The following is a 17,280-nucleotide window of genomic DNA, read 5'->3' on the forward strand; positions in this document are numbered from 1 at the left end:
GGATGATTGGTTCAGCGATCCGGCACGAACACCGTCCCCAGCGCTGCCGGCGCGGTGGAGCCGCCGGTGCGGGCGCGCGACAGCAGCACCAGAACGATCACGGTGGCGAGGTACGGCAGCGCCGACATGAACTGCGAGGGGATGCCGACGCCGGCGCCCTGCGCATGCAGCTGCAGGATCGTCACCGCACCGAACAGGTAGGCGCCGATGACAAGGCGGCCCGGTCGCCAGGATGCGAACACGACCAGCGCCAGCGCGATCCAGCCGCGCCCCGCGGTCATGCCGGGGATGAAGAACGGCGTATAAGCCAGCGGCAGATAGGCGCCGGCGAGCCCGGCGCAGCCGCCGCCGAACAGCACCGCGAGCAAACGGATGCGCAGCACGGGATAGCCGAGCGCGTGGGCGGAGACATGGTTGTCGCCGCAGGCGCGCAGCACCAGGCCGGCACGGGTGCGGTACAGGAACCACCAGACGGCGATGATCAAGACGAGCGACAGATAGACGAACGCATCCTCGCCGAACGCGATACGGCCGACCAGCGGGATGTCGCTGAGGCCGGGAATGGAAAGGTGCGGCGCGGTGCTGATGCGTTCGCCGACAAAGCGCGCGCCGATCAGGCCGGACAGACCGGTGCCGAGAATGGTCAGCGCGAGGCCCGTCGCCACCTGGTTCACGGCGAGGCCGAGGGTCATGAACGCGAAGATCAGCGACATCAGCATGCCGGCGACGATGCCGCACAGCGCGCCGACGATGATCGAGCCGGACAGCCAGGCCCCGCCGAAGCCGCAGGCCGCGCCGACGATCATCATGCCCTCGACGCCGAGGTTGAGGACGCCCGAGCGCTCGGTGACCAGCTCGCCGGTGGCCGCCAGCAGCAGCGGCGTCGATGCGGCGAGCACCGACAGGATGATTGCTTCAACCAGCACCACTTTGCACCTGCCGCGCGGCGAAGACGAGCTTGAAACGGTAGAGGATGAGCGAGTCGCAGGCGAGCACGTAGAACAGCAGGATGCCCTGGAACACCTTGGTCACATCGAGCGGAATCTTCATCGTGATCTGGGCCTGCTCGCCGCCAATGAACGTCAATGCGAGAAAAAGCCCTGCAATGAATATTCCAACCGGATTGAGCCGTCCGAGGAAGGCCACGATGATCGCGGTGAAGCCATAGCCCGGCGAGATGCCAGGCTGCAGATGTCCGATGGGTCCCGCCACCTCGATGATCCCTGCGAGACCGGCCAATGCGCCCGACACGGCGAACGTCAGAAGGATGAGCTGGTTCGCATTGAAGCCGCCGAACCGTGCCGCACGCGGCGCCACGCCCACGACTCGGATCTCGAACCCCTTGATGGTGCGCTCGAGCAGCACGAAGGCGCCGGCAACGACAATCAGCGCGATGATGCTGCCGAGATGCAGGCGTCCGCCCTCGATCAGCACCGGCACGGTGGCGACCGGATCGAACTCCGCCGTGGTGGGGAAGTTGAAGCCGGCGGGATCGCGCCAGGGGCCGCGAACGAGATAGTCGAGCAGGAGATCGGCGACATAGACCAGCATCAGGCTGATGAGGATCTCGCTGGCGCCGAACTTGACGCGGCACAGCGCCGGGATCAGCGCATAGAGCGCGCCGGCTGCGGCGCCCGCGACCAGCATCGCCGGCAGCACCCAGTGTCCCGCTTCGGTGCCTTGCGTCTTCACCGCGATCCAGCTGCCGGCAACGGCTCCGATCAGGAACTGGCCCTCGGCACCGATGTTCCAGGCGTTGGCGAGGTAGCACAGCGACAAGCCGATCGCGATCATGACCAGCGGCGTGGCCTTCACCGCGATCTCCTGCAGCGAATAGCCGTCGGTGAGCGGCGCGAGGAAGTAGACGCCGAGCGCGGTGATCGGGTTCTTGCCGAGCACGGCGAACAGCACGCTCATGGTCACCAGCGTCAGTCCGATCGCGATCAGCGGCGAAACCAGCGCGATGGTGCGCGAACGCTCGGCGCGCTTCTCAAGCACGAGCTGCATGCGCCGCCTCCTTCTCGAGGCTGGTGCCACCCATCAACAGGCCGAGCCTTTCCCGCGTCGCCTCCGCGCGTGGCAGCGCCTCCGACAAGTGTCCGTGAAACATCACCGCGATGCGGTCGGCGATCTCGATCAGTTCGTCGAGGTCCTGGCTGGTGACGAGGACGGCAGCGCCCGCGCTGGCGAGATCGATCAGCGCCTGGCGGATGATCGCGGCGGCACCTGCGTCGACGCCCCAGGTCGGCTGGTTGACGACCAGCACAGCCGGCGTGCGCAGGATCTCGCGGCCGACGACGAACTTCTGCAGATTGCCGCCGGACAGGCTCGCCGCTTCCGGATCGCGCTTGGCCTTGCGGACATCGAACGTCTCGGTCGTCAGATCGACCGTCCGCAATGTCGCTGCGGCGTTGATGAAGCCGTGCCGGACCATGTCGCCCGCGGCGTGTCCGGTCAGTAGCGCATTCTCGGACAACCTCATCCGCGGCGCGGTGCCATGCCCCAGCCGCTCCTCCGGCACGAACGCCGCGCCCATCTTGCGGCGCTCGGTGATCGAGAGATTGCCGCAGGCGAGGCCGTCGATGATGATCGCGCTGGGCTCTTTGACGAGGCGTTCGCCGGACAACGCAGCAAACAGCTCGTCCTGGCCGTTGCCGGCGACACCGGCGATGCCGAGGATCTCGCCGCCCTTCAGCTCGAAGGAAACGTTCTTGAGGCCCACGCCATGCAGCTCGCTGGGGGCGAGGGTGAGATCATTGACGACCAGACGCGGCACGGTGGTGCGCCGCTCGGCCGGCGGCTTCACGTCCTTGATCTCGGTCCCCACCATCATGCGCGCCAGCGAGGCAGCCGTCTCCAGCTTCGGATTGCAGGTCGCGACCTTCCTGCCGCCGCGCAGGATGGTGGCAGTGTCGCACAGCCGCTTCACCTCTTCGAGCTTGTGGCTGATGTAGAGGATGGCGCGGCCTTCTGCTTTCAGTCGCTCGAGCACGACGAACAACTGGTCGGCCTCCTGCGGCGTCAACACGGCGGTGGGCTCGTCCAGGATGAGGAATTTCGGATTCTGCATGAGCGCGCGCACGATCTCGATGCGCTGCCGCTCGCCCACCGACAATTGCCAGACTTCGCGCTTCGGATCGAGCGGCAGTCCGTAGTCGCGCGCGACGTCCGCGAGCCGCGCCGACATGGCCTTGAATGGCTCCTTGCCATCGAGCCCGAGCGCCACGTTCTCAGCCACCGTGAGGTTGTCGAACAGGGAGAAATGCTGAAATACCATGCCGATGCCGAGGGATCGCGCTTCCGCGGGACCGGACAGCGTGATGGGCACACCCTGCCAGCGCAGCTCACCGGCGCTCGGCTGCACCAGTCCGTAGATCGTCTTCACCAGCGTCGACTTCCCGGCGCCGTTCTCGCCGAGCAAGGCGTGAATCTCGCGTGGTCGGATCTCGATGTCGATCTTGTCGTTGGCAACGAAGTCGCCATAGCGCTTGGTCAATCCGATCGTCTGCAGGAGCGGAGGCGTAGGGTTCGGATCGGCCGGCGCGGGGTCAGGCATTTGCTGCGTCATGGGGCAGGGGAATGAAGCTGCCTCAATTGTGATCTAATTTGCCGCGGCGCGTAAGAGGCGAAAAGCGCCATCCTCTGCCCAACTCTTGTCCAAGCGTCCATCGCGCCGCGTTCGGCGAATGCAGTGCGCCAGCGGTTGCAGGCATCACGTCCCGCAATCGGTCGAGCGGAGCGAACGATAAAGTTCTGTGGCAGTTTTGAGACACCGGCCGGAAATCGATCCGCCCGCAGCACGTTGCCCGTTGGATGAGCAGCGTCATCCCATGCGCGTCCAGGGGCGCGCTTGCGCTCGCGCGTTGCCGCGAACGCGCGCGGAAGGCCAGGCGGGGCTTTTCGGAAAAACTTCAGCAATGTGAAGCCGCAAGATCGGGGTCTGGGAGCATCGTGGCCGCGGCCAATCGTCCCATGCCCAAGCTCGCGACCGATGTCGTCGCCGCTGCAATACGGCGGAACCTTGATCAAACTGCGGGCAAGTCCTGGAGAAAGTTGAGGCTTCTCCCACCCGTGGAACGGCGCAACTGTGCATGCAAGTCGGGAATCGGCGCTTGTCAACTGGGGGTGTTCTGAATGTCGTTACGTCAAACAATCGCGGCGGTCGTCGCAATGGGCGCGGCAGCGCTGACGTCGGTCGGTGCAGCGGGGGCCGCTGACCTGTCCGCCAAGGCGATCGCGAAGAAGGCGCCGGCCGAGGTGCCGTTCTTCCTCGTCGTCGACAATCGCGTCAGCTACTCCTATATCTTCGATGCCAGCCAGCCTGGTGCATGGAGTGTCAACGGCAACGGCACATTCAACGCCAAGACCGCCAAGCAGGTCTACTCGTTCACCCATTTCGACGTCTGGGGTTACGGCACCAACTTCTTCACGATCTCGCTGTTCAAGTCGGACCACAACGACCCCGCTGGGCCGTGCACGCAGACCGGCGGGATCGTGTCGCCCAACGCAGGTTTCGCCTTCACGCCGGCGAGCTGTGCCGGTGCGACCGAAATCTACGGACTGTTCCGCTCGACCTTCGGCTGGAACCAGATCTTCAACACCAAGGCCTTCACGATGGGCCCGCTGCAGAACATTTCGTTCGAAGTGGGCATGGATGCCAATACCGAGAACCGCTATTTCGGCGCCGCCAAACGCGACGTGGTTGCCGGCCTGCAGTTCGCGTTCAACCTGCCCTACAAGGGCTATTTCAACGTCGCTCCCCTGATGTATTGGGAGTTCGCCAACCACAATTCGTTCTCGCAGTGCGGGGCCGGCTGGTCGAACCCCTGCATCAATGACGGCAATACCTCGTTCAAGCCGACCTGGGCCGTCGAGACCAACTACTACATGGATCTCGGCTTCCTGCCGGAGAGCATGCAGTTCTTCTCGATCTCGGGCCGCGCCGGCTGGTACGGCAAGAAGGGCACCGACACCGAGCCGCTCCCGGCCAGCGTCGCGAACGGCGTCTATCCGACCAAGATCGAGTTCAATTCCGAGCCGATCCGCCTGACCTTCGATGCGTCGAAGGCGATGTGGGGTGAGAAGCAGAGCCACCTGATCGACGTCTGGGTGGCCTATCGCTACTGGCAGAACAAGTTCGGCCTCGACCACAACAACGCGGTCGGCTGTTCCGTCGCCGGTGTCGGCGGCACCCGTGTCGCCACGGGCGCCTGCACCGAGTCGTCGCTGTATTCGGGCGTGACCGTGAAGTTCTGATATCGATCGAGCCACGCAAGCAGGCGCCGCGCCTCCGGTCGCGGCGCCTGCTTCATTTGTCCCAGGCTCCCTCATGCAGCGTCGCGGCTTCCTCCTCCAACAGGGGGCCGACGACTTCGGTCGCACGCTGGCCGCTCGCGAACACGTCGCGGCACGGCAGGTCGAGGGTCGGGTTCTCCGGATGATTGCCGGTAATGCCGCGCAGCCGCCGCTCACTGAGGCCATAGACCACGCGTCCGATGCCGGCCCAGTAGATGGCGCCCGCGCACATCGCGCACGGCTCTGCCGACGAATACAGCGTGGCCGCCGCCCTGATCTCGGGCGCTAGCGAAACGCAGGCCTGGGTCGCGACCAGCCGCTCGGCATGGGCCGTGGCGTCATGAGCTGGCATGTAGCCGTTCTCGGCCTCGATCAGAACGCGGCCGTCGGCAGCGATCAGCACCGCTCCGAATGGATGATTGCCGTTGGATGTCGCGCGGCGGGCGATGGCGAAGCTGTGGCGCAGGAAATCTGCGTCCCGGTCTTGGGCGCCGGCTTGCCTCTGTCCGTCTCTCGCCTCATCTCTCGGCGCCATCGTCACTCTGCTCCGTTGCGGATCGGGCGATCCTGCTCCGGCGCGGCGACGTCCGCAAGCGCGCCACGGGAACCGATGCCCCGCAGCTCGCGTTGCCCGGCGCACGAGCGCAGGGAACAGGCAGGCGACATGGCGGCAAACGCGGATTCCAAGGTTGCCGTCTATGCCGCGCTTGCCGGCAATCTGCTCGTGGCCTGCACCAAGACCGCCGCGGCGGTGTGGACCGGCAGCTCGGCCATGATGAGCGAGGCGATCCACTCCGCCGTCGACACCTCGAACGAACTGCTGCTGCTCTACGGCTTTCATCGCGCAAGCCGTCCGCCCGACCAGCGGCATCCGCTCGGCCATGGCCGTGAGCTCTATTTCTGGAGCTTCATCGTCGCGCTGCTCTTGTTCGCGCTGGGCGCCGGCGTCTCGCTGTATGAAGGCGTGACGCACCTGATGCATCCGCGGCCGATCGAAGACCCGACGGTGAACTACGTCGTGCTCGGGCTCTCCTTCGTGTTCGAGGCAGGCTCCTGGTGGGTGGCGGTGCGGCGGTTTCGCGCGGCTGCGCCGGGTCTCTCCTATCTCGAGGCGTTCAGGCGCAGCAAGGACCCGCCGGCCTTCATGGTCGTGTTCGAGGACAGCGCGGCACTGATCGGCATCGTGATTGCTGCTGCCGCGATGGCTGCGGCCGTCGCCTTCGATGAGCCGGCATGGGACGGCATCGGATCGATCCTGATCGGTGTGCTGCTTGCGGCGACCTCGATGGTGCTCGCGCGGGAGAGCAAGAGTCTCCTGATCGGCGAGCCGGCGGACCCGGAGCTGGCGCGTTCGATCCTCGACATCGCGCGCAAGAGGAAGGGCGTCAAGTCAGCCAATGGCCTGCTCACGGTGCAGCTGTCACCGCAGCATGTCGTTGTCGCGCTGAGCATCGAGTTTGCGGACGATCAGCGCGCCGATGATATCGAGCGCGCCGTCGTTGCGATCGAGAGCGAGCTGAGGGCGCGGCATCCGATCGTCGCGGCGCTGTTCGTCAAGCCGCAGACCGGTGCGCGCTATCAGGAAATGCGCGAGAGCGTGCTCAAAGATGGCTCGACGCCGGCGTGAGATCGGCAGCTCAGCGATAGACGACGTCGCTTCGTGCAGACGAATGGCCGAGGCATGAGATGCCGGGTCAAACCGGAGCGGCGCGCCTCGTTCCTAAGGCTGCGTGCTCGCGGCCAACGGCGCACTCAGCAGCACGATGACGAGCAGTGCGGCCAACATCCAGAATGCGGCCGGCAGGCTGGTGGCTGCGGCGATGAAGCCGATGCCTGCGGGGCCCAGCAGCACGCCTGAGTAGCCTGCGGTGGTGACGGCCGCGACGGCCAGCCCGACCGGCATGGCGGTCTGCGCCCCGGCTCGGCGGAACAGCACTGGGACCAGGTTCGACGCGCCGAGGCCGATCAGCGCAAAGCCCGCCATGGCAGCAGCAACCCACGGAGCCGCGAGCAGCAGGACGAAGCCCGCGATGGCGATGGCGCTGCCCCCGAGCAACGTTGCGCGATCACCGATCCGTGCAACCACGGCGTCACCGACGAGGCGCCCTGCGGTCATTGCGATCGAGAACATGATGTAGCCCAATCCGGCCTGCGCGGCCGGCAGGCGGCCGGAACTGGCGAGCAGCAGCGCGCTCCAGTCGAGCATCGCGCCTTCGACCAGGAACATGATCGCGGCGAGCGCCGCCAGCAGCAGCACCGCGCCGTGCGGAAGCACGAGCAGAGGCCCCGATTGCGCGGGTTTGCTCGCCATCAGTCGCGGGGCGGCCACGATCATCGCGGCCAGGGCGAGCGCACAACAAGCGAGTGTGCCGAGCAGCGGCGCGACGTCGAACGCGAGCAGCGCCGTCATGACGCCGGAGCCCGCGAAGCCGCCGATGCTGAACTGGGCATGGAAACCTGACATCAGCGGACGCTCGCTCAGCCGCTCGACGTCGATCGCCTGGATGTTCACCGCGACGTCGAGCGAGCCCAGCGCCGCACCGAAGGCGAACAATGCGAGTGCGAGAGTCGCTGGCGTTGCTGCGATCGCCAGCAGTGGCAGGAACAGCGCGAGAGCGATGCCGCTGACGATGACGACCGGCTTGCTGCCATAATGGGCGCTCAGCAGCCCGGCGGCCAGCATCGATGCGACTGAGCCCACGCCGAGCGAGAGCAGTAGCAGCCCGAGCGTCGCATCATCGACGCCGAGCCGCTGTTTGGCAAACGGCACCAGCGGTGCCCAGCAGGCGATGCCGAAGCCGGCGACGAAGAAGGCCAGGCGGGTCGCGAGCCGCGCCCCGCTGTGATCAGAACTCATTTGGAAGATTCCCGACTTTCTGAAGGGCGCTGTCACACCGGCGGGGCGGCCGTCATGATGGTGGCTCCCGTCCGTTTGAGCAGGGCGAGCCGGGCCGCCGGCGCATCATGCTCGACGGTGAGCTGGCTGATGGTCTTGGCGCCGGCGATACGGTGGGGGGCTCGGGTCTCGAGCTTCTCGTTGGTGACCATTGCGACGCTTACGCGGCTCAGCGACAGCAGCGTCCGCTTGAATGCTGCGTCAGTCGGATCAACCGCGCTGATGCCGCCTTGCGCCGATACAGCGCAGGCGCCGATGAAGCAGCGGTCGATGTTCAAGCGCTGCACCTGCATGAGCGCATCGGCGTCGACACAGCCGCCGACTGCGGGATGAACGGAGCCGCCGATCATGATCAACTGCAGGTCCTGCCGGTGCAGCACGGTTGCGGCAATGTCGATGGCGTTGGTTGCGACGGTGAGATCGAAATCATCGGGCAGGACTTCAGCGAGGGCGAGATTGGTGCTGCCACTATCGAGGAAGAGAAATTCGCCACGCGCGATGCCGCGGGCGGCCGTCCGGGCGAGCGCCAGCTTGCGTTCGCGATCTTGCCCGATCCGCGCCGCCATCGGTGTCATGCCGCCGGCGATCGGCAATGCGCCGCCATACACCCGGCGGCAGCGTCCTTCGGCGGCAAGCGCACGAAGATCGCGCCGGATGGCATCCTCGGAGACGCCGAATTCGTGGGCCAGGGCGGCCGCGACGACCGCGTGCCCCGCCGAGAGGCGGCCGGCGATCTGGTCGCGGCGCGCCAGTGGAAGGTCTGACATGCCGTCCTCATATCAGGCATAAACAAGAATAACAACGTGCATAATCGTGCAGAGCGCAATTTGTTGTTTGCGCGGCCCGCGCGGCATGGCATTGCCAGATGTCGAAGTGATCGGGAGCAGGGTGTGACCGCCGTCTATTCGTCAGCAACGCCGGCCCTTGTCGCCGTCGACTGGGGGACATCCAGCTTCCGCGCCTGGCTGATGGCTGGAGACGGGACGGAGCTGGCCGGGAGCCGCGGTAGCGAGGGCATGCTGCATTGCGCGACATCTGGCTTCGCGCCGGTGCTGCGCGACCATCTGGCGAAGCTCGGCGCGCCGGCCGATGTTCCGGTGCTGATCTGCGGCATGGCCGGCGCGCGGCAAGGCTGGGTCGAGGCGCCTTATCTGCACACGCCCACCCGGCTGGAGGCGCTGCATGCCGGCGCGATTGGCGTCGACACGGATGGCGACGTCAGGATTCTGCCGGGACTGGCGCAGGCGCGGGCGGATCAGCCGGACGTGATGCGCGGCGAGGAAACCCAGCTGCTCGGCGTCACCGAGCCGGACTTCACCGGGATCGTCTGCATTCCGGGCACCCACAGCAAATGGATCCGGATCGATGCCGGCGCTGTGATCGACTTTGCCACCTACATGACCGGCGAGCTGTTCGCGGTCGTCTCTCAACATAGCATTTTGATGCACGCCGTCGAACCGGAGGCCTCGGCCGTCGAGCACGACGCGGCGTTCCGCGAGAGCTTCGCAGCGTCGCTTGCCGCGCCGACGGCACTGACCAATGCGCTGTTCCGGCTGCGCGCAGCCCAGCTCCTCGGTTTTGAGCAGCGGTCCGATGGGGCTGCGAGGCTCTCCGGGCTTCTGATCGGCAGTGAGATCGCCGACGCTCGGGCGCGGTTTGGCGCCGAGCTTCCACTCCGGTTGATCGGAGCGGGCCGGCTCGGCCGGCTCTATCGCGCGGCGCTGGCCGCTGCTGGTTTCGACGTGAACGAATGTGATGCCGAACAGGCGTCCCGGCGCGGCCTGGTCAAGGCCGCGCGGCAGATCTGGGGAGCGCGTTTCCGACCATGACAAAGTCCGTTGCCTGGCCGCATGTCAAGCGGTCGCTGGTTGCGATCCTGCGCGGTATCAAACCCGACGAGTCCGAGGCCATCGTCGATGTCCTGATCGAAGCCGGTTTCGAGCTGATCGAGGTTCCTCTCAACTCGCCGGAACCGTTCGTCTCGATCGAGCGTCTCGCCGCCCGGTTCGGCAAGGACTGCCTGATCGGTGCAGGGACGGTCGTCAATGCCGCAGATTGCGTGCGTGTCGCGGAGGCCGGCGGGCGTCTGATGGTCAGCCCCAACGTCGATGTCGAAGTGCTGGCGACGGCGCAGGCCTACGACATGGTCACCATGCCCGGGGTCTTCACGCCGACGGAGGCCTTTCTTGCTTTGCGTTGCGGCGCCTCGGCCCTGAAATACTTTCCGGCGTCGGTGCTCGGTCCGTCGGGGATTGCAGCGCAACTTGCCGTCCTGCCGAAAGGCGTCGTGGTCGGTGCCGTCGGCGGTGTGTCGGACAAGAATCTCGCCTCCTATGCCGTAGCCGGTGTGCGAGCCTTCGGACTCGGCTCCAGCCTGTACAAGCCGGGGATGAGCGCGAGCGATGTGCGAGACACCGCGGTCGCTTCCGTGCGTGCCTATGACGATGCCATCGCAGCCACGGGCTGAGCAGATCACGCTCCATGACGGCTTCGTGACGCTGTCTTGAAACTGTCGTCAGAGCTCGGCGTTGGAAGGGAACCAATTGTTCGTGCTCGCAAGAGTCTTGGTCCGCGCCTCCGGAACGGGCGGCCCTTGAACGCAGCTTGCGCGCATGGACCGGCTACGAACAACCGGGAGCAAGCCGGACATGACCGAATCCGTCATCCGCTTCCTGATCGGCGGCGTCATCGTTTCGACATTCGCGATCATTGGCGATGTGTTGCGTCCGAAGAGCTTTGCCGGCCTGTTCGGAGCCGCGCCCTCGGTCGCGCTGGCGACGTTGGGCGTTGCGGTTGTCACGCATGATGCCGCTTATGCGGCGGTCCAGAGCCATTCGATGATGTTCGGCGCAGCCGCGCTCTGTCTCTATAGCATGACCGTGTGCCGGCTGCTGATGCGGCAGCATATGCGCGCATTGAGCGCGAGCCTGCTCGCAACGGCCGTGTGGCTGGTCGCAGCGCTGGGACTGCAGGCGGTCTTCTCCGGAGGGGCGTGATGCTGATCTGCATCTCGCCCTCGGCGCTGAAGGACGGCAAGTGGCACGAATACGTCATCCGCTTTGCGCTGGGCGGCGCCGCCACAGTCGCGACCGGGCTCATTGCCAAAGCCTTCGGTCCTGCGATCGGCGGCCTCTTCCTGGCATTGCCGGCGATCTTCTGTGCCAGCGTCACCCTGATCGAGGCGCACGAGATCAGGCGCAAGCGCCGTCAGGGACTCTCCGGCGAGCGGCGCGGACGCGAAGCGGCTGCACTCGACACCGCAGGTGCAGTGCTCGGCAGTCTCGGCATGCTGGCGTTCGCGGCCGTATTCTCCACGCTGGTTCAGTCAAGCGTCGCAGCCGCCTTCGTCGCCGCAACGACGGCGTGGCTCGTCGTCTCGGTGACAGCGTGGGCGATCCGGCGCAAGCTGCGTGTTGCGGCAACGACCCGCAAAGTTGCGGGCCGTCGCGATACGTCTCGGCCGCAGCCTCCGCTGGTCAGCTGGCGGCGGCGTTGATCTCCGGCGATTCGCCTTCTTCCGCAGACTGCGTGAATGCCTGCAGCGCCTCCGCCATCTGCATGCGGCCGCCGACGCCGGTGATGACGACGTCGACCATCGTGAACGACGAGTGGAAGTGGCCGTGGGCCTTGAGCTGCCCGACCGGCACGCCGTTGGCGGCGAGCGCCTCCGCATAGGCGACGCCCTCGTCGCGCAGCGGATCGAACTCGCAGGTGACGATGTAGGCCGGCGGCAGGCCCTGCAGCTTGCCCCGCAACGGCGACGCGCGCGGATCGGTGCGATCCGCCGGCGAGCAGTAGATGTCCCAGAACCAGTACATCAGGCCGCGCGTCAGGAAGTAGCCGGCCGCGTTGTCGGTGTAGGACGGCCGATCGAAGCTGCAATCGGTCACCGGGCAGACCAGCAACTGTCCGCCGACGAGAGGCCCGCCGCGATCCCGCGCGAGCTGGCAAGTGACCGCAGCGATGTTTCCGCCGGCGCTCCAGCCGGCCACCAGCACCGGTCCGTCGCGTCCGCCGAGCTCGGCGGCGTGCTCGGCCACCCAGCGCGTCGCCGCATAGCCGTCCTCGGCCGCCGCCGGGAAGCGGTGCTCGGGCGCATGGCGATAGCCGACGCTGACGAAGATCATGTTGGAGCGGCGGCACATGTCGCGGCAGAATGGATCGTCCGACTGCTCGTCGCCGAGCACCCAGCCGCCGCCATGGAAGTAGACGACGATCGGATGCGGCCCGGGCGTCGCCGGCCGATACAGCCGATAGGGCAGGGGACCGTCGGCGCCCTGCAATGTGCCATCCTTGACTTCGCCAACGGGACGTCCAGGCGGCCTCGTCGCGTTGAACTGCGCAACGAATTCGCGGGCGCCAGCCGCGCCCATCGATTCGATCGGCGGCAAGTTCATCTCGGCCAGCATGTTCAGCACCAGCCTGACATCCGGCTGCAGCCGCACGATCTCGCCGTCATTGCATTGGGACGCGCCGTTCGGACCTGACAGCTTGAAGCCGAGCATGCCGCGGCTGACGATTTCGTTGCAGATGCCGCGATAGGGGCCGACGCCGCCAGTATAGGGCATCAGGGTCTGCGGCTTGCCCGGCACGTTGGCACCAGTGTACCAGGTGTTGGCGAGCCGATGCAGCGTCACGGTCGCGCAGTCCGCCATGTGGCGTGCCCAGCCGGCCTGCGCAGTCTCCGTGGCCTCGATGGTCGTGAACCCGGCTTCGCGCAGGGCGACGAGACGATCGACGACCCAGTCGACATGCTGCTCGATCGAGACCGCCATGTTCGACAGCACCGATGGGCTGCCGGGACCCGTGATCAGGAACAGATTGGGAAAGTCTGCGACCGTGAGCCCGAGATAGGTTTGCGGTCCGTTGGCCCAGACATCCTCCAGCGATTTGCCGCCGCGCCCGGTGATCGGATGCACGGCGCGGATCGCACCGGTCATGGCATCGAAGCCGGTCGCGAACACGATGACGTCGATGTCGAAGCTGCGCCTGTCGGTCTTGATGCCATCAGCGGTGATGGATGTGATCGGCTCCTGGCGCAGATTGACCAGCGTGACATTGGGGCGGTTGAACGTCTGATAGTAGTTGGTGTCCAAGCACGGGCGCTTGGCGCCGAACGGATGGTCGTGAGGCGTGAGCGCGGCGGCGGTCTCGGGATCCTTGACGATCTCGTGAATCTTCTCGCGGATGAGGTCGGCGAGCAGCGCATTGCCGTCGGGGTCGACACCCTGGTCGGCCCAGAGCTGCGTCAGCATGCCGACGAGGTCGCCCGACGCCCACAGCTTCTCGAAGCGTTCGCGGCGCTCGGCCTCGCTCAACGCCCAGCTGAAGTCGGTGGCCGGCGGGATCGGCACGCCAGCCATCGACCAGCGCGCCTGCTCGCGCAGCCCGTTGCGATCTTCTGCGAGCTGCGCGGCGCGATCGGCCGGGAGCGGGCCGTTATGCGCCGGCAGTGCGAAGTTCGGCGTGCGCTGGAAAACCGTGAGCTGTGCTGCCTGCTCGGCGATGATCGGGATCGACTGGATGCCGGACGAGCCGGTGCCGATCACCGCGACGCGCTTGCCGCGGAGGTCGACACCGTCATGCGGCCAGCGGCTGGTGAAGTAGATCTCGCCCTTGAAGTCGTGCACGCCGTCGATCTCCGGCGGCTTCGGCTGCGACAGGCAGCCGGTCGCCATGATGTAGTGGCGGCAGGAGACGGCGGGGCCCTTGTCGGTCGTCAGCAGCCAGCGCTCCTTGGCGTCATCCCAGGAGGCGCCGAGCACGCGGGTGCCGAAGCGGATGTCGCGGCGCAGATCGTAGCGATCGGCGACAAAGCCGAGATAGCGCAGGATCTCCGGCTGGGTGGCGTATTTCTCCGACCATTGCCAGGCCTTCTCGAGCTCGGGATCGAAGGTGTAGCTGTAGTCGACGGTCTGGATGTCGCAGCGCGCGCCGGGATAGCGGTTCCAGTACCAGGTGCCGCCGACATCGTTGGCCGTATCCAGAGCCACGGTCGAGAAGCCCGCCTTGCGCAGGCGGTGCAGCAGGTAAAGTCCCGCAAATCCGGCACCCACGACGGCGACATCGACCGTCTGCGTTTCACCGCCCGACACCTCCGACGCGCGTGTCTCGACAACCCCGTCTGACATGCTGACCTCCCGATGATTTTGTGATTGGAAGAAAGGCTAGCTCTGCTCGCATGGTTTGTCAGCAGCCAAAACAGCGATCTGCGGTTGTTGCAGTGCGGGCCGTGCGGTGCGGCCGGTATGCCAGGCGCTGATTTTGCATCGCCGGTCAAAAGGCCGCGACGGAGTGGACAAGACCCTGAGAAAGCGACAGAAAGCGACCCTGCCGCGTCGCATTCACCAAGTTTCAACGCATCGCGACTGTAACAACCGCTACACTACGCCACATCCACGACTGATCAGGCCAGGCCCATGCCGTTATCGCTTCCCAAGCAAAAGATCCGCGTTCTGCTCCTCGAGGGCGTGAACGACTCGGCCGTCCGCATGTTCGAGGCCAACGGCTATACGGAAATCGAGCGGTTGCCGAAGGCGCTCGGTTCGGCGGAGTTGAAGCGTATGCTGTCGGGCGTGCACATGCTTGGCATTCGCTCGCGGACGCATCTCACCGCCGATGTGCTGCAGGCCGCCGACCGGCTGATGGTGGTCGGCTGCTTCTCCGTCGGCACCAACCAGGTCGATCTCGATGCCGCGAAGCGGCTCGGCATCCCCGTATTCAATGCGCCCTATTCGAACACCCGCAGCGTCGCCGAGCTGACGATCGCCGAGGTCGTGATGCTGATGCGCCGCATCTTCCCGCGCTCGGTGTCGGCGCATGCCGGCGGCTGGGACAAGTCGGCCAATGGCAGCCGAGAGGTGCGCGGCAAGACGCTCGGCATCATCGGCTATGGCAACATCGGCTCGCAGCTGTCGAACCTCGCCGAGGCCATGGGTATGCGGGTGATCTTCTTCGATCTCACCGACAAGCTCCGTCACGGCAACACCGAGCCGGTCGAGAGCCTCGACGAGCTCCTGGCGATGAGCGACGTCGTGTCGCTGCACGTGCCGGAGACGCCGGCGACCGCCAACATGATCGGCGAGCGCCAGATCCGTCACATGAAGGACGGGGCCTATCTGATCAACAATTCGCGCGGCACGGTGGTCGACATCGAGGCGCTGGCCAGCGCATTGCGCGAGGGCAAGCTCTCAGGTGCTGCCGTCGACGTGTTTCCGGTCGAACCGGCATCGAACGCCGATCCGTTCGTCTCGCCGCTGCAGGGCCTGCCCAACGTGATCCTGACCCCGCATGTCGGCGGCTCCACCGAGGAGGCGCAGGACCGAATTGGTGGCGAGGTCGCGCGCAAGCTGATCGACTATTCCGATGTCGGCTCGACCTTCGGCGCCGTGAACTTCCCGCAGGTGCAACTGCCGGCGCGCCCGACGGGCACGCGCTTCATCCACGTTCATCGCAACGTGCCCGGCGTGCTGCGCCAGGTCAACGAGGCGGTATCGCGGCACAACATCAACATCCTCGCGCAATATCTGCAAACCGATCCCGAGGTCGGCTATGTCGTGCTCGAGACCGACGTGGTCGGCGGTGAGGGCGAGGCGCTGCTGTCGGAGCTGCGCGCGGTGGAGGGCACGATCCGCGTTCGCGTCCTGTACGATCACGACCGGCCTTGAGGCTGTGGAGGCTGCCGCGCGATGACCGGCTCGTCTGCATCGTCTTCAGCCTCGTCCGTCGTTCTCAGCACGACGGTGCCTGCGCGCGTGCTGCGCCATGATCCGCAATATGGCATGTCGACGTTGTTCTTCGCCGACGGCGAGTTGCGCGTTCCGATGGTCGACGCCGCGATCGACGCCGGCGTCTCCGTGACCATCGAGGCCCGCGACGTGTCGATCGCGCTGTCGCGGCCGATGGATGTTTCGATCACCAACCGGCTGCCCGGCCGGATCGAGGAGATCCTGCCGCTCGATCCGCCCTATGTGCGCGTGACGTTCGATCTCGGTGCGACGAAGCTGCACGCCTTGGTCACGCTGGAGTCCGTCGAGCGGCTGGCGTTGGAGCCGGATCTGTCGGCCTGGGCGATGATCAAGAGCGTCGCGATCGGACCCGGCGCGGTTCGGCCTTCGGAGCTGCCTCGGCCGCGCCGCTGGCCCGCTTCTGATAGCGGGGATCGGTAGCCTTCTGCAGCTCAGCGAGCGCCGCGGCGGTGGCCGTGCGGGTGCGCCGCTCCATCGAGCGATACAGCGCGATCAGCCGCTCGCCGAACGGCGTGATCTCGGCGCCGCCGCCCCGTCGCCCCGGATGAGTCTCGAACACCGGCGTCTCGAAGGTGCGGTTGAGCGCATCGACCATCAGCCAGCATTTGCGGTAGGAGATGCCGCTCGCGCGCGCGGCGCCGAGGATCGAGCGCTCCCGGCGGATGAAGTCGATCAGCAGCAGATCTTCGGGCCACAGACTTCCGCCGTTGCCGAAAGTGATGGTCAATGCGATCTGAGCTTCGCGCTTCATCCTATTCCGATCCGCTCGCGTTGTGAGCCGATCATGTCACGCGGGCTTCGCGCTGTCACCATGCGGCCGGACCACGCCTCGATCCAGCCGGGACGGCGCGCGACATCGACCGGGACGCATTCGGCGAACACGCCGGCGAAGCGCGTCCACGCCTCCATCATCGCGGGCGATACCGCCGTGATGATCGGAAGCCCGGCTGACATCGCCGAGCCGAAGGCGTCGGCGAGGCCTCCTCCCGCCGCCTCCTGCTTGCCGAACTTGCTGAGGATCACGACATCCGTGCCGCGCGCGATCGACTGCTGCACGGCGGCGCAGGCCAGCACCAATCCTTCGGGATCGAGATTGCAGGCCTGCGATCCCGGGCCGAGATCCTGCGAGATCGAGAACACGCGGTCGTCGTCGAGGCTGCGCAGCATCATGGCCTTGCACGGCCTGGTCTTGTCGGCGCTGCTCTCGATCACGCCGGAGACGCGCAGCCCGATGCCTGCGAGCCGTGTGGCGAGCTCATCGAGCAGCTCCTGGATGACGGTGGACGCAGCGCCCTGCAGCGCCACGATCTGACACGTCCCGACCTCAGCGACACCCATGGC

Annotated in this window: 17 protein-coding genes; 8 read left to right on the forward strand and 9 right to left on the reverse strand. The window is 66.3% G+C overall.

Going from position 1 to position 17,280, the window contains the following annotated elements:
• Window positions 1–11: 11 nt before the first annotated feature.
• From QX041_RS30360 to QX041_RS30370, 3 genes are read right to left on the reverse strand one after another with little or no spacing between them, the layout of a single operon-like run.
• Window positions 12–929: an ABC transporter permease gene (locus tag QX041_RS30360; protein WP_315717789.1), complete on the reverse strand. Its 918-nt coding sequence runs from the start codon at window positions 927–929 to the stop codon at window positions 12–14.
• Window positions 916–2,007: an ABC transporter permease gene (locus QX041_RS30365; RefSeq protein WP_316167608.1), complete on the reverse strand. Its 1,092-nt coding sequence runs from the start codon at window positions 2,005–2,007 to the stop codon at window positions 916–918. Before QX041_RS30365 ends, QX041_RS30360 begins: the two co-directional genes overlap by 14 nt.
• A complete protein-coding gene (locus QX041_RS30370) occupies window positions 1,991–3,556 on the reverse strand; it encodes an ABC transporter ATP-binding protein (protein WP_316167610.1) in 1,566 nt (521 codons plus the stop codon). Before QX041_RS30370 ends, QX041_RS30365 begins: the two co-directional genes overlap by 17 nt.
• A gap of 578 nt (window positions 3,557–4,134) precedes the next feature.
• On the opposite strand from QX041_RS30370, the gene QX041_RS30375 reads away from it, so the two are divergent.
• A complete protein-coding gene (locus QX041_RS30375) occupies window positions 4,135–5,256 on the forward strand; it encodes a hypothetical protein (RefSeq protein WP_315827085.1) in 1,122 nt (373 codons plus the stop codon).
• Window positions 5,257–5,308: 52 nt separating this feature from the next.
• Here QX041_RS30375 and QX041_RS30380 read toward each other — a convergent pair whose 3' ends face one another.
• The gene (locus QX041_RS30380) at window positions 5,309–5,830 is read right to left on the reverse strand and encodes a nucleoside deaminase (RefSeq protein WP_315750276.1); all 522 of its coding nucleotides are present in this window, start codon (window positions 5,828–5,830) and stop codon (window positions 5,309–5,311) included.
• Between the two features lie 129 nt (window positions 5,831–5,959).
• Between QX041_RS30380 and QX041_RS30385 the strand changes: the two genes are divergently transcribed.
• Entirely contained in the window at window positions 5,960–6,922 is a 963-nt protein-coding gene (locus QX041_RS30385) for a cation diffusion facilitator family transporter (protein ID WP_316167613.1), read from the forward strand.
• A 93-nt stretch (window positions 6,923–7,015) separates the two neighbouring features.
• Here the strand turns inward: QX041_RS30385 and QX041_RS30390 are convergent, their stop codons facing one another.
• Both QX041_RS30390 and QX041_RS30395 read right to left on the reverse strand, forming a co-directional pair.
• Complete coding sequence (locus QX041_RS30390; RefSeq protein ID WP_315750278.1) at window positions 7,016–8,152, reverse strand: MFS transporter; 1,137 nt, start codon at window positions 8,150–8,152, stop codon at window positions 7,016–7,018.
• A gap of 32 nt (window positions 8,153–8,184) precedes the next feature.
• Window positions 8,185–8,958 carry a DeoR/GlpR family DNA-binding transcription regulator gene (locus QX041_RS30395; RefSeq protein WP_316167616.1) on the reverse strand — a complete coding sequence of 258 codons (774 nt, stop codon included), beginning with the start codon at window positions 8,956–8,958 and terminating at the stop codon, window positions 8,185–8,187.
• Window positions 8,959–9,081: 123 nt separating this feature from the next.
• On the opposite strand from QX041_RS30395, the gene QX041_RS30400 reads away from it, so the two are divergent.
• The 4 genes from QX041_RS30400 to QX041_RS30415 all read left to right on the forward strand — a co-directional run bounded on the left by QX041_RS30400 (window position 9,082) and on the right by QX041_RS30415 (window position 11,687).
• Complete coding sequence (locus QX041_RS30400) at window positions 9,082–10,020, forward strand: 2-dehydro-3-deoxygalactonokinase (protein WP_315827080.1); 939 nt, start codon at window positions 9,082–9,084, stop codon at window positions 10,018–10,020.
• Complete coding sequence (locus tag QX041_RS30405) at window positions 10,017–10,658, forward strand: 2-dehydro-3-deoxy-6-phosphogalactonate aldolase (RefSeq protein WP_316167618.1); 642 nt, start codon at window positions 10,017–10,019, stop codon at window positions 10,656–10,658. The genes QX041_RS30400 and QX041_RS30405 overlap by 4 nt, the downstream gene beginning before the upstream one ends.
• A gap of 181 nt (window positions 10,659–10,839) precedes the next feature.
• The gene (locus QX041_RS30410; protein WP_315717779.1) at window positions 10,840–11,187 is read left to right on the forward strand and encodes a DUF3147 family protein; all 348 of its coding nucleotides are present in this window, start codon (window positions 10,840–10,842) and stop codon (window positions 11,185–11,187) included.
• Window positions 11,187–11,687 (forward strand): DUF3147 family protein, encoded by a 501-nt coding sequence (locus tag QX041_RS30415; protein ID WP_316167619.1) that lies wholly within the window; start codon window positions 11,187–11,189, stop codon window positions 11,685–11,687. The genes QX041_RS30410 and QX041_RS30415 overlap by 1 nt, the downstream gene beginning before the upstream one ends.
• Here the strand turns inward: QX041_RS30415 and QX041_RS30420 are convergent.
• A complete protein-coding gene (locus tag QX041_RS30420) occupies window positions 11,668–14,322 on the reverse strand; it encodes a flavin-containing monooxygenase (protein ID WP_315827078.1) in 2,655 nt (884 codons plus the stop codon). The two genes, QX041_RS30415 and QX041_RS30420, sit on opposite strands and share 20 nt — an antisense overlap.
• Before the next feature lie 288 nt (window positions 14,323–14,610).
• Here QX041_RS30420 and serA point away from each other — a divergent pair, with 288 nt between their 5' ends.
• Together serA and QX041_RS30430 are read left to right on the forward strand one after the other, a co-directional pair.
• Window positions 14,611–15,858 (forward strand): phosphoglycerate dehydrogenase, encoded by a 1,248-nt coding sequence (gene serA, locus QX041_RS30425; RefSeq protein WP_315750287.1) that lies wholly within the window; start codon window positions 14,611–14,613, stop codon window positions 15,856–15,858.
• 21 nt (window positions 15,859–15,879) lie between these two features.
• Complete coding sequence (locus QX041_RS30430; RefSeq protein ID WP_315717775.1) at window positions 15,880–16,359, forward strand: TOBE domain-containing protein; 480 nt, start codon at window positions 15,880–15,882, stop codon at window positions 16,357–16,359.
• Here QX041_RS30430 and QX041_RS30435 read toward each other — a convergent pair.
• Window positions 16,268–16,690, reverse strand: coding sequence for a LysR family transcriptional regulator (locus QX041_RS30435; protein WP_316167621.1), 423 nt, complete (start codon window positions 16,688–16,690; stop codon window positions 16,268–16,270). The genes QX041_RS30430 and QX041_RS30435 overlap by 92 nt on opposite strands.
• Window positions 16,687–17,277: a DUF2478 domain-containing protein gene (locus QX041_RS30440; RefSeq protein ID WP_315750289.1), complete on the reverse strand. Its 591-nt coding sequence runs from the start codon at window positions 17,275–17,277 to the stop codon at window positions 16,687–16,689. The genes QX041_RS30435 and QX041_RS30440 overlap by 4 nt, the downstream gene beginning before the upstream one ends.
• Between the last annotated feature and the right edge of the window lie 3 nt (window positions 17,278–17,280).

This window comes from Bradyrhizobium sp. SZCCHNRI2009, from assembly GCF_032485115.1.
GTDB lineage: Bacteria > Pseudomonadota > Alphaproteobacteria > Rhizobiales > Xanthobacteraceae > Bradyrhizobium.